The 12125-nt window shown below is 37.3% G+C and carries 12 protein-coding genes; 8 read left to right on the forward strand and 4 right to left on the reverse strand.

Annotated features, from left to right (window positions below; translation table 11 throughout):
- The first annotated feature begins 23 nt into the window (after positions 1 to 23).
- Positions 24 to 1250, forward strand: coding sequence for a molybdopterin molybdotransferase MoeA (gene moeA, locus GQ594_RS07830; protein ID WP_160412041.1), 1227 nt, complete (start codon positions 24 to 26; stop codon positions 1248 to 1250).
- 32 nt (positions 1251 to 1282) lie between these two features.
- Here moeA and GQ594_RS07835 read toward each other — a convergent pair whose 3' ends face one another.
- The 4 genes from GQ594_RS07835 to folB all read right to left on the reverse strand — a co-directional run bounded on the left by GQ594_RS07835 (position 1283) and on the right by folB (position 3352).
- A complete protein-coding gene (locus GQ594_RS07835; RefSeq protein ID WP_160412042.1) occupies positions 1283 to 1711 on the reverse strand; it encodes an EamA family transporter in 429 nt (142 codons plus the stop codon).
- A 1-nt stretch (position 1712) separates the two neighbouring features.
- A complete protein-coding gene (locus GQ594_RS07840) occupies positions 1713 to 1919 on the reverse strand; it encodes a hypothetical protein (RefSeq protein WP_160401246.1) in 207 nt (68 codons plus the stop codon).
- 68 nt (positions 1920 to 1987) lie between these two features.
- Positions 1988 to 2965 (reverse strand): MBL fold metallo-hydrolase, encoded by a 978-nt coding sequence (locus tag GQ594_RS07845; RefSeq protein WP_160412043.1) that lies wholly within the window; start codon positions 2963 to 2965, stop codon positions 1988 to 1990.
- An 18-nt stretch (positions 2966 to 2983) separates the two neighbouring features.
- Complete coding sequence (gene folB / locus GQ594_RS07850; protein WP_160412044.1) at positions 2984 to 3352, reverse strand: dihydroneopterin aldolase; 369 nt, start codon at positions 3350 to 3352, stop codon at positions 2984 to 2986.
- A gap of 96 nt (positions 3353 to 3448) precedes the next feature.
- Here folB and rsmE point away from each other — a divergent pair, with 96 nt between their 5' ends.
- The 7 genes from rsmE (at position 3449) to nifJ (ending at position 12011) form a co-directional block, all read left to right on the forward strand.
- Positions 3449 to 4174: a 16S rRNA (uracil(1498)-N(3))-methyltransferase gene (gene rsmE / locus GQ594_RS07855; protein ID WP_160401248.1), complete on the forward strand. Its 726-nt coding sequence runs from the start codon at positions 3449 to 3451 to the stop codon at positions 4172 to 4174.
- Positions 4175 to 4371: 197 nt separating this feature from the next.
- Complete coding sequence (gene gshB, locus GQ594_RS07860; RefSeq protein WP_160401249.1) at positions 4372 to 5328, forward strand: glutathione synthase; 957 nt, start codon at positions 4372 to 4374, stop codon at positions 5326 to 5328.
- 3 nt (positions 5329 to 5331) lie between these two features.
- The gene (locus tag GQ594_RS07865) at positions 5332 to 5784 is read left to right on the forward strand and encodes a GNAT family N-acetyltransferase (protein WP_160401250.1); all 453 of its coding nucleotides are present in this window, start codon (positions 5332 to 5334) and stop codon (positions 5782 to 5784) included.
- Positions 5785 to 5805: 21 nt separating this feature from the next.
- Positions 5806 to 6363 carry a YqgE/AlgH family protein gene (locus tag GQ594_RS07870; RefSeq protein ID WP_160401251.1) on the forward strand — a complete coding sequence of 186 codons (558 nt, stop codon included), beginning with the start codon at positions 5806 to 5808 and terminating at the stop codon, positions 6361 to 6363.
- 3 nt (positions 6364 to 6366) lie between these two features.
- Entirely contained in the window at positions 6367 to 6780 is a 414-nt protein-coding gene (ruvX, locus tag GQ594_RS07875) for a Holliday junction resolvase RuvX (RefSeq protein ID WP_160412045.1), read from the forward strand.
- 96 nt (positions 6781 to 6876) lie between these two features.
- Positions 6877 to 7914: a phosphoribosylformylglycinamidine cyclo-ligase gene (gene purM, locus GQ594_RS07880; protein WP_160412046.1), complete on the forward strand. Its 1038-nt coding sequence runs from the start codon at positions 6877 to 6879 to the stop codon at positions 7912 to 7914.
- A gap of 554 nt (positions 7915 to 8468) precedes the next feature.
- Complete coding sequence (gene nifJ / locus GQ594_RS07885) at positions 8469 to 12011, forward strand: pyruvate:ferredoxin (flavodoxin) oxidoreductase (RefSeq protein ID WP_160412047.1); 3543 nt, start codon at positions 8469 to 8471, stop codon at positions 12009 to 12011.
- Positions 12012 to 12125: the final 114 nt, after the last annotated feature.

The raw sequence follows: 12125 nt of genomic DNA on the forward strand, positions 1-12125 counted from the left end.
ATACACAAGGACTGCTCACTTTTATGTTACTCACTTTTCAACAAGCCAAACAGCAAGTACTGCAAAGCGTATCAACCATAAAATCACTCTCTTACGAAAAAGTCAGGTTATTTGATGCTCTAGATCGGATCACTGCTGAGAATGTGATTTCGCCGATTAATGTGCCACGATTTGATAATTCTGCGATGGATGGTTATGCTGTTCGATTAGCGGATCTTAAACAATCAACCTTATTACCGTTAGCAGGTGCAATTTTTGCGGGCGATGATATAAGCAATCTTTATTGGCCAAAAGGAACCTGTTTACGCATTATGACAGGCGCTCCCGTACCCAATGATGCCGATGCAGTTGTTATGCAAGAGCAGACCAAAAAATCAGATTTGGGTATTGCTTTTTTGAATCAGGTAAAAGCTGGCGATAACATCCGCCGTATAGGCGAAGATGTTAAGCAAGGTGTAATTATCGTCAACAAAGGGACTAAATTAACAGTACCAACCCTATCGACACTGGCAACGCTGGGCATGAGCGAACTTGTGGTATTTAAAAAGTTAAAAGTCGCTATCTTATCAACTGGGAATGAATTAACCCCCATTGGTGAAAGCTTACCTTGCAATGGTGCTATTTATGATAGTAATCGCTTTACGCTGAAATTATTACTGAGCAAACTTAACTGTGAAATTATTGATCTGGGTATTATTGCTGATGATCCAAACCAAATTAAACAAGCGTTGATGAGTGCATCAAGTCAAGCGGACTTGGTGATAACCAGTGGCGGAGTTTCAGTTGGTGACGCTGATTATACCAAAAACGCTTTAGAGGATCTGGGCACAATCAACTTTTGGAAGATGGCAATAAAACCAGGCAAACCTTTTGCCTTTGGTAAAATTGGCAATGCGCTATTTTGTGGTTTGCCGGGCAATCCTGTTTCAACTTTGGTGACATTTTACCAATTAGTGCAACCATTGATTTTGGCGCTTTCAGGACTTGAAGATTCATCCATGGATTTAAGCTTTAAAGTTAAAACAGCAACAAATCTTAAAAAAAGCGTAGGTAGATTAGACTTTCAACGTGGTGTGTTGCAAATTAATACTCAAGGCGAATTAGAAGTGAGCACAACTGGACAGCAAGGTTCGCATATTACTCAATCGTTTAATCAAGCAAACTGTTTTATTGTGCTTGAACAAGAACGAGGCAATGTAGCTAAAGGTGAACTTGTTACTGTTGAGCTATTTAATGCGCTATTAAAGTAGCCTATATTTAGACTAATGCACTATTTTGAATATCAAAATAGTGCAACTAATATCGCACCAACCGCAATCATCGCAACACCAATTCCGGCTAATAACGAGATCTTTTCACCAAATAAAACCACAGCAAACACCACCGCAAATACAACACTTAATTTGTCAATTGGCGCAACTTGTGACACTTTACCTTCTTTAATTGCCATAAAGTAAAATAACCAAGAAAGCGCACCAGCAATACCACTAAGCGCAATAATGAGTAAAGCTTTTTTGTCGTTAAAAAAGGTACTAATAAGGTTGAGCTTACCTTGAACAACCACAACACCAACTAAAAAAATGGCCATAACAATAGCACGAATGGCTGTTGCGGTGTTTGCATCAAGATGTTGTAAGCCAATTTTTCCTAAGATAGCAACACTTGCAGCAGTAATAGCGGAAAGTAGCGCATAAATAAGCCAAGTACTCATGTTAATACTTGTCTATTTTGATTAGATATTGTTGATTATTTGAATTAGCTTCACATTGTTGTGATTTATTCATTACACCACGACAATCTTCTAAAACGCCGTGGGCTTTTGACCAATGATAAGTTTTACCTTCGTCGTTTTTACCGCCACATCCGACTAATATCACGCTAAACATTAAGCAAGACAACCCAATAATGGCTGATTTCATTTATTCCCCCTCTCTTTTTTGCAAATACATCGAAATAATTAACGGTATTACGTTTGTTTTTATTTAGATTATTCTACTCCAGAATCAATACGATTAATAGCTTGGTTACCGCCTATTTTTATTAGATGAAAAGGACGATTGCCTTTGTAGGAATTTAATAATTGCGGAGGTTCATCTAGTGGTTCATCCGCTAGCTCAAATGCTCCCCAATGGATGGCTATTGCGCAATGACAATTAAGTTCATCATATAACTGCACAGCTTGTTTGGGGTCAATATGTTGAAGGTGCATAAACCAGCGTGGTGCGTAAGCACCGATTGGAATCAAGGCTAAATCAATACTTGAAAAACGTTCACCAATTTCTTTTAAACTCGATGAATAGCCCGTATCCCCCATAAAATAGACGGTTTTAGTTTGTTTTTCATCCGTTACTTTTGATTGAATAATCCAACCACACCAAAGACTTTTGTTGGTATCAAATATTCCTCGATTACTCCAATGCCGTGCAGGTACAGCTGTAAACCTGATACCGTTAATAGTAACAAAATCCCACCAATTGAGTTCAATAACCTGCTTGGCTCCCCACCTTTCTAATTTACGCTTTAATCCTAATGGCACCATAATGACCATGTTGGGAAAACGTGTAATTAATTTTTTAATACTCTGATAATCAAGATGATCATAATGAGAGTGCGAAATCACGATAAAATCAATTTGAGGGAGTTGTTCAATCAATAAAGCAGGTGGCGTACGACGTTTTGGACCAACAAACTGAACTGGTGATACTCGTTTTGAAAACACGGGATCGGTTAAGATCACTTTATCTGCTAAACGCATTAAAGTGGTTGAATGACCTATCCACCATACTCTATCTCCCGCCAACGTTAAATCAATTTTTTCAAACCAAGTTTGATTAAAAGCTAAGTAGCCTGTTTTAGGTGGTAATACTTTACGATGACGATGCCATCGCCATGCATCAAATAGCTTAATTTTAAAAGGTTCACTGTTTTTAAAACGGCGCGTTTTGCGTTGCGTTTTTGTTTTCATAACTTCATATCTTTTGGGCTAATTAGCAAATCGTTCAATCATCACAGCAACATTATTAGCATTAACAATTGCGCTCGGTTTAGAAACTTTGACTTTTAGCCATTGTACCGCAAATTTTTGTATGATTAATTTGGCAACGTTTTCAGCTATCGATTCTATCAATTCAAATTGGTTTGATTCAATAAATTGAGTGATAGCTTGGCTAACTAGAAAATAATCTAAACAAAGTGAAACATTATCACTTTCACCTGCTGGTTTATTGTCCCATGCCATTTCTAGGTCGAGTATGAGTTTTTGTTTGATGGTCTTTTCCCACTCGTAAACACCTATAGTGGTTAAAACAGTTAACCCTTCAATTATTACCCTATCGTTACTATACGTATTCATGCTAGATTCCAAAAGCTTAGTTTATTTAAATAGAGATTACCGAATCTTAGTAAATTACGCTATAATTTATTGCAATATATTTTAAGACTAGCAATTATGACACGAATTTTTCAACCATTTACAATTACCCAAAATAGTATTATTACGTTAGATGATAACGCCTTTAATCATCTTGTTCGCGTTTTGCGGATGAAGGTTGGCGAAAATATTATTTTATTTGATGGTTCGAATCAAATCACACCTGCCGTTATCCATGAAGTTAATAAAAAATCAGTCACGGTGAAAACAGCTTTGACAATAACTGATGACCGTGAATCACCTTTAAACATTCATTTAGGGCAAGTTATTTCTCGTGGTGAGAAAATGGAATTTACAATTCAAAAATCAGTTGAATTAGGTGTAAAAAGTATTACCCCCCTACTTTCTGAACGTTGTGGTGTGAAACTTGATGCCGAAAGACTAGATAAAAAAGTTCAACAATGGCAAAAGATCGTGATTTCAGCTTGTGAGCAATGTGGTCGTAATGTCGTGCCTATCATTCATCCTGTAACCAAACTTGAAACTTGGTGCGCAAGTTTAACAACGCAGCTACGCTTAAATCTTCACCCCAAAGCAAAGCATGGTATTAAGCAGATACCTAGTGGTAAACAGGATATTAGCTTATTGATTGGCCCAGAAGGTGGATTATCAGACAGTGAAATTAGTATGACTCATCGCTATCAATTTACCGATATTTTACTCGGCCCGCGTGTTTTACGCACCGAAACAGCAGCATTAACCGCGATAACCGCTTTGCAAGTGCATTTTGGTGATTTGGGATAATATAAATTAACTCGATATGAGCAATGTTTGCTTTGCATCTTAATCGGTAACGAGTATGATAGTTGAAAATACATTTTTTATAATGATTTAGCACACTAGCTGTTATATGTTCAAAATACCCCAATGAACACATATAAAGTAATACATATTATCAATCGACTATTCGCTAAAACCAAAAGAATCAGTAAGGAGTCACTATGATTAAGCTTGGTATTGTTATGGATCCAATTAGTCATATCAATATAAAAAAAGACACTAGTTTTGCTATGTTGCTTGAGGCACAAAAACGCGGTTATGAGCTTTTTTATATTGAAATGAACGATCTTTTTTTGGACACAGGCGAAGCTTATGCCACAACTCGTGCTTTGACCGTTTATAACGATAAGGATCATTGGTTTGAGTTTGGGCAAGAACAAACCATTGCACTCAGTGACCTTGATACAATTTTAATGCGTAAAGATCCGCCTTTTGATACTGAGTTTATTTATGCCACTTATATTTTAGAACGCGCCGAAGAAAAAGGTGTATTAGTGGTCAATAAACCACAAAGCCTGCGCGATTGTAACGAAAAATTGTTTACTGCTTGGTTTGCACAGTTTACTCCGAAGACACTAGTTACACGCCAAACAACACAAATTAAAGCATTTTTCCAAAAACATCACGATATCATTTTAAAACCATTGGATGGTATGGGGGGGTCGTCAATTTTTAGAATCAAACAAGATGATCCTAATGTTTCGGTCATTATTGAAACATTAACCGAACATAATACACGTTATTGCATGGCTCAAAACTTCATTCCAGAGATTAAAGACGGCGATAAGCGCGTTTTAGTGGTTGATGGTGAACCCGTTCCTTACTGTTTAGCTCGAATTCCACAAAAAGGCGAAACTCGCGGTAACCTTGCTGCTGGCGGCCATGGTGAAGTAAGAGCATTAAGCGAAAGTGATTGGTATATAGCTAAAAGCATCGCCCCTGTTTTAAAAGAAAAGGGCTTACTGTTTGTAGGACTTGATATTATTGGTGATAAATTAACCGAAATTAATGTCACTAGTCCAACTTGTGTCCGTGAAATTGAAGCTGCCAATCCCGATCTTTCAATCACTGGCATGTTAATGAATGCAATCGAATATCGATTAAATAAGAAGAGTTAAATCATGATTAGAGAATATAAAGCAGAAGATTTAGACAGCGTAATGGAAATATGGTTGCAAGGTAATTTGCAAGCGCATGATTTTATTAACCCTGATTTTTTTAAACAAAATTATGATTTAGTAAAAATGCTAATTCCAATGTCTAGGTTATATGTACAAGATCTTAACGGCGTAAAAGGTTTTATTGGTTTAACTGAAAACTATATTTCAGGGCTATTTGTTGATCAAAATTACCGCCACCAAGGCGTCGGTAAAGCATTAGTCAATAAAGCAAAACAGCGCCATAATGAACTGTTAGTACATGTTTATAAAAAAAATGCTGCAGCGATTGATTTTTATCTTTCTCAAAATTTTAATATTGTTTCAGAATCAATCAATGAAGAAACCAACGAACCAGAATTATTAATGCGCTGTAATGTTGAACATAACGTTAAAATTGGCAAATGCGCATTATAAAAGTTACCTAAATGTGAGCTTATGAATTTAAAAGATCATTTTATTATTGCTATGCCAACTTTGGATGACTCCTTCTTTAGTCGTTCTGTTATTTATATTTGTGAACACAATCGTGATGGCGCCATGGGCATTATGATTAATAAACCGATTGTTGATCTTAATGTTGCAACGGTGCTTACACGATTGGAAATTACTTCACCAAAAAGTTGTGCTGAATTAGAACATCCCGTATTTTGTGGCGGCCCACTTGCTGAGGAGCAAGGGTTTATTCTACACACTCCTCAACAAGGATTTGCTTCTAGCATTCAGATTTCTGACGAGGTGATGATTACCACGTCGCTCGATGCACTCAAATCAATCGGCTCACCTGAACAACCGCAAAATATCTTTTTGTCTTTAGGTTATTCAAGCTGGCAATCATTGCAACTTGAGGGTGAAATTGCCCGTAATGATTGGTTAGTGACTCATGCTGTGCCTAAAATTATTTATGAGGTAGCCATTGATGAGCGTTGGCAAAAGGCAGCCGAATCACTTGGTATTAATATCAAAACTATTTCACATCAAATGGGTAATGCATAATCGATGGCTACAATTATTGCATTTGATTTTGGTACGGCAAGTATTGGCGCAGCAATTGGACAAGATATAACTAAAACAGCTAATCCTTTATGTTCTTTTAAAGCGCGTGATGGTATTCCTAACTGGCAAACCATCGAAAAGGTGTTAAATGAGTGGAAACCTGATTTTTTAGTCGTTGGGCTTCCCCTAAATATGGATGGCACCGAACAACCCTTAACCGCGCGAGCTCGTAAATTTGCTAATCGTTTACATGGCAGATTTGGTTATCAAGTACATTTGCAAGATGAGAGGTTATCAACCGTTGAAGCAAAATCACATATTTTTGCTTCACGAGGTTATCGAGCACTTGAAAAGGGACATGTTGATGCAACTTCTGCCATTATTATTTTGGAAAGCTGGTTTGAAAATAATTACTAGTTTTAATTAATTGGTTATTTTGTAAATAATTAATCGCCATTAAATTTCATCCTTGCTAAAATAGTAGCCCACTATTTATTGTAAGGATTGCTTGCTGTGTCAAATAATAAATCTCTCAGTTATAAGGACGCTGGTGTCGATATTGATGCCGGCAATGAACTTGTTAATCGCATTAAATCTGTTGTTAAAGAAACCAAACGACCTGAAGTTATGGGTGGACTGGGTGGCTTTGGTGCACTATGTGCTATTCCACAAAAATATAAAGAGCCTATTTTAGTATCTGGTACCGACGGTGTAGGTACCAAATTACGTCTAGCAATGGATTTAAATCGCCATGAATCAATTGGTATCGATTTAGTCGCAATGTGTGTTAACGATCTGATTGTTCAAGGCGCTGAACCTTTATTTTTCCTTGATTATTATGCTACTGGTAAACTTGATGTTGATGTTGCCGCTACCGTAGTTACAGGCATTGCTGAGGGTTGTAAGCAATCAGGCTGTGCTTTAGTGGGTGGTGAAACAGCTGAAATGCCGGGTATGTATCATGGTAATGATTATGATTTGGCAGGATTTTGCGTGGGTGTTGTTGAAAAGTCAGCCATGATCGACGGTAGCAAGGTGCAAGACGGCGATGTATTAATTGCATTAGCATCAAGTGGTGCTCATTCGAATGGCTATTCATTAGTGCGTAAAATTATTGAAGTCAGTGGCGTAAACCCGGCTACCGAACAATTAAATGGAAAACCACTTGCCGATCACTTACTTGCACCAACTAAGATCTATGTTAAGTCTGTTCTTGACCTTATTGCTCAAGTTGATGTGCACGCCATTGCCCATATCACTGGTGGTGGATTCTGGGAAAACATCCCTCGTGTATTACCCGATAATACACAAGCCGTGATTAACGAAGCAAGCTGGCAATGGCCTGAGATATTTAATTGGCTACAAAAAGCAGGTAATGTCAGCCGTCATGAAATGTACCGTACCTTTAACTGTGGTGTTGGCTTAATTATTGCCTTACCAAAACAGTCAGCCGATAAAGCAATTAACTTGCTAAATAACCATGGCGAAAAAGCATGGTTATTAGGTGAAATTAAACACACCACGTCAAGCGAGCGTGTTGTAATAAAATAAATTTTATTTTCATATTATCCATCTTAACATAATGAATTAGATGGATAATATGCACCTTTGAAGTTCATTATTGCCTAGTATAACCCATTTTTAATTTTTTGCGAGTTTCGGTTTTTATGGCACTGCCAAACCATAATAAAAATTCACCAACGTACATATTAAAAGGTCTCCTGTAGTACTTGATGCCTCTCGGTTAATTCTTCGCATAAATCAGCAAATTTTTCTCACTCAAGTTTATTACTAAATTTGTCCATTTTATCCTGAGGTAGACGATTCCAATAAAATTTTTTCAGACCTTCTTTAGATAGTCCTTCTATAACTACCCTATTTTAGTAACTTTTTTGTATTATTTTATCTGTTTATTATTTAACTAGAATATACTTAACGTGTTAAATTAATTTATTTTTGTTTTTTTATCAATACTTTTGTCTAAAACAGTAATGACAAAAAATTTAACATAAAAATAACGAAAAGCTATATTAGTTTCTGATACAATAATATAAATTTATAATAAGTTTGTAATGCCATAACACTATAAAATACAAGGTTTTTTAATGATCATATCAGACGCTAACAGTGCGGTGTCATCCGTCGCTTATCGTGCAAACGAAGTCATTGCCATATACCCAATCACACCAAGCTCAACCATGGCCGAGCAAGCTAGCACTTGGGCAGAGTTTAATAAACCAAATGTATTTGGTGATACACCAAGAGTGATTGAAATGCAGTCCGAAGCAGGAGCCATTGCAACTGTTCATGGTTCATTAATGACTGGGGCGCTAGCAACTTCGTTTACTTCGTCGCAAGGTTTGCTTTTAATGATCCCATCACTATACAAAATAGCTGGCGAACTTACTCCTTTTGTTTTGCATGTTGCCGCTCGAACTGTTGCAACTCACGCACTTTCTATTTTTGGTGATCATTCTGATGTGATGGCAATTAGGCAAACTGGTTTTGCAATGCTTTGTTCAAGCTCAGTGCAGGAAGCACAAGATTTTGCGTTAATTTCACAAATGGCAACCTTAAATAGCCGAGTTCCTTTTGTTCACTTTTTTGATGGATTTAGGACATCACACGAAGTCAATAAAATCTATCCACTAAGTGATGAACAAATTCATAATTTATTACCGCATGAGGCGATTAAAGCTTATCGTGAACGAGCTTTAACACCCGACAAACCTGTGACTCGTGGCACATCAGCCAACCCTGATACCTATTTCCAATGCCGAGAAGCGATAAATAGTTATTATGATAGTACTTATCAACATGTTGTTGATGCTATGGATTCCTTTGCGGCAGAAACAGGCAGAAGGTATCAACCTTTTGAATATTATGGAGCTTGTGATGCTGAACGTGTTATTGTCATTATGGGCTCTGGAGCAAGCACCACCAAAGAAGTTGTGGATGTTTTACTTAAACAAAACGAAAAAGTTGGTGTTGTGAACGTTCGATTATTTCGTCCTTTTTCAGCCGGCCATTTACTAAGTGTTATTCCTAATACTGTTAATAAAATTGCTGTTCTTGATAGAACTAAAGAGCCTGGAGCGCAAGCCGAGCCACTTTATTTAGATATTATAACCGCATTTTCTGAAAGCTTATCACGAGGGGAACGCACAACTATGCCACTTATTATAGGTGGACGTTATGGGTTATCCTCTAAAGAATTTGATCCTAGATGTGTACTTGCCATTTTTGCTGAACTTAACTTAGCAAAACCAAAGCCACGCTTTACTGTTGGTATTTATGATGATATTACAGGGCTGTCTTTACCATTGCCGGATCAATCTATTCCACAAAAATCTTCACTCGAAGCGCTATTTTATGGACTTGGTAGTGATGGCACTGTATCAGCAACTAAAAATAATATTAAAATTATTGGTGATAGTTCACCTTTTTATGTACAAGGGTATTTTGTATATGACTCGAAAAAAGCAGGCGGTTTAACCACTTCGCACTTACGAGTTAGCTTAGATCCTATTGATTCCCCTTATTTAATTACCAGTGCACACTTTATTGGCTGCCACCAAGATCAGTTTATCGATAAATATCAAATTGTTGATAAGTTAAAAGACGATGGTATTTTTTTACTTAATACACCGTATAGCAAAGATGAAATTTGGCATAGGCTTCCAAAAGAAGTGCAAGTGCAATTAATTAAAAAGCGTGCACACTTTTACATTATAAATGCGGCAAAAATTGCTCGTGAATGTAATTTAGGAGCTAGAATTAATACCGTTATGCAGGCTGCTTTTTTTCATCTTGCTGAAATATTTAAAAATGATTTTAGTATTACTCAATTAAAAGAGGTCATTGCCAAAAGTTATAGTAGTAAAGGGCAAAATTTGGTTGAAAACAACTGGAAAGCACTTGATTTAGCTATTGCTTCATTAGTACAAATACCGCTTAGTTGTGTTGATCAAAGTAGCTCAACTATGCCTCCTATTGTACCAGCTAATGCTCCTAATTTTGTTAAAGCAGTGACAGCTACAATGTTAGCTGGTTTAGGTGATAATTTACCTGTATCAGCATTTCCACCCGACGGCACATGGCCTATCGGTACAACAAAATGGGAAAAACGCAATATTGCAGAGCAAATCCCGATTTGGCAACCAGAACTATGTACTCAATGTAACCACTGTGCGGTTGCTTGCCCTCATGCGGCTATTCGCGCCAAAGTTGTTGATCCTGACGATATGCTAAGCGCTCCAGATTCATTAAGCTCGCTTGAAGTTAAAGCTCGTGATATGAAAGGACAACGCTATGTGTTACAAGTGGCACCGGAAGATTGCACTGGCTGTAACTTATGTGTCGAAGTGTGCCCTGCTCGCGATCGTAATAATTTTGAAATTAAAGCAATTAACATGCAATCACGTATCGACAATATTGATACACAACGTACCAATTTTGAGTACTTTACTGCATTGCCAGATCGAAATATTGATACACTTGAACGTATTGATGTACGTACATCACAATTGCTTACACCGCTATTTGAATATTCAGGCGCTTGTGCTGGCTGTGGCGAAACTCCATACATAAAATTATTGACACAACTTTATGGTGACCATTTAGCCATAGCCAATGCCACTGGGTGTTCATCAATTTATGGTGGTAATCTGCCATCATCACCTTATACGACCGATCGCGATGGGCGTGGACCGGCTTGGGCAAATTCATTATTTGAAGATAATGCTGAGTTTGCATTAGGGTATCGCATTACTTATGATCAACATAAAAAACGTGCGTTACGTTTACTTGATTATGTTGCCGGCGACATTTCGCCCGAAATAATTATCGCCTTAAAATCATCAGAAACCTCTATAGCTGAAAAGCGTCAACAAGTCGAGTTATTACGTGAGCAGCTTGTACACCTAGACTCTGCTCAATCACAAGAGTTGATGCAAGATGCAAATTATTTGGTTGATAAATCAGTTTGGGCTATTGGTGGCGATGGTTGGGCTTATGATATTGGATTTGGTGGGCTTGATCATGTGATGAGTTTAACCGATAACGTAAATATATTAGTATTAGATACACAATGTTATTCCAATACCGGTGGTCAACAATCAAAAGCCACGCCGATGGGTGCGGTATCAAAATTTGCCGATTTAGGTAAGCATAAAGCGCGTAAAGATCTTGGTGTTAGTGTAATGATGTATGGCCATGTCTATGTTGCACAAGTTGCATTAGGTTCACAACTCAACCAAACTCTTAAAGCCCTACAAGAAGCCGAAGCTTATGATGGGCCATCTTTAGTCATCGCTTATAGCCCTTGTGAAGAACATGGCTATGATTTGGCTAAATCACACGAACAAATGAAGGATTTAGTTAAATCAGGGTTCTGGCCTTTATATCGTTACGATCCACGCCGTATGGCTGAAGGTAAACCAGGTTTAGTACTAGATTCTAAAGCACCAAACAGTGATTTATTAACTAGTATCTTACTAAAAGAACAGCGTTTTCGCCGCTTAGAAACACTTGAACCTTTAATGGCAAACACTCTGCATGAACGTTCAACTAAAATGGCAGATTCTAAATATAAATTCTTGCAAATACTGGCAACCTATTCGGATATTGAAACACCAGCAGATAACTAACAATGATCACCTACGGTAAAACAGTTACCCACGGTAATTTACAAATCACTATAAAGGACTGTTATTAAAGCAGTCCTTTTTACACACTATTTTTGATCAATAAAGCACCAAATC

Source organism: Gilliamella sp. Pra-s52 (assembly GCF_009795805.1).
Lineage (GTDB): Bacteria > Pseudomonadota > Gammaproteobacteria > Enterobacterales > Orbaceae > Gilliamella.

Bases quoted from the DNA above. Each gene is read 5' to 3' on its own strand.
- moeA (WP_160412041.1), top strand. From the start codon at position 24: ATGTTACTCACTTTTCAACAAGCCAAACAGCAAGTACTGCAAAGCGTA.
- GQ594_RS07835 (WP_160412042.1), bottom strand. From the start codon at position 1,711: ATGAGTACTTGGCTTATTTATGCGCTACTTTCCGCTATTACTGCTGCA.
- GQ594_RS07840 (WP_160401246.1), bottom strand. From the start codon at position 1,919: ATGAAATCAGCCATTATTGGGTTGTCTTGCTTAATGTTTAGCGTGATA.
- GQ594_RS07845 (WP_160412043.1), bottom strand. From the start codon at position 2,965: ATGAAAACAAAAACGCAACGCAAAACGCGCCGTTTTAAAAACAGTGAA.
- folB (WP_160412044.1), bottom strand. From the start codon at position 3,352: ATGAATACGTATAGTAACGATAGGGTAATAATTGAAGGGTTAACTGTT.
- rsmE (WP_160401248.1), top strand. From the start codon at position 3,449: ATGACACGAATTTTTCAACCATTTACAATTACCCAAAATAGTATTATT.
- gshB (WP_160401249.1), top strand. From the start codon at position 4,372: ATGATTAAGCTTGGTATTGTTATGGATCCAATTAGTCATATCAATATA.
- GQ594_RS07865 (WP_160401250.1), top strand. From the start codon at position 5,332: ATGATTAGAGAATATAAAGCAGAAGATTTAGACAGCGTAATGGAAATA.
- GQ594_RS07870 (WP_160401251.1), top strand. From the start codon at position 5,806: ATGAATTTAAAAGATCATTTTATTATTGCTATGCCAACTTTGGATGAC.
- ruvX (WP_160412045.1), top strand. From the start codon at position 6,367: ATGGCTACAATTATTGCATTTGATTTTGGTACGGCAAGTATTGGCGCA.
- nifJ (WP_160412047.1), top strand. From the start codon at position 8,469: ATGATCATATCAGACGCTAACAGTGCGGTGTCATCCGTCGCTTATCGT.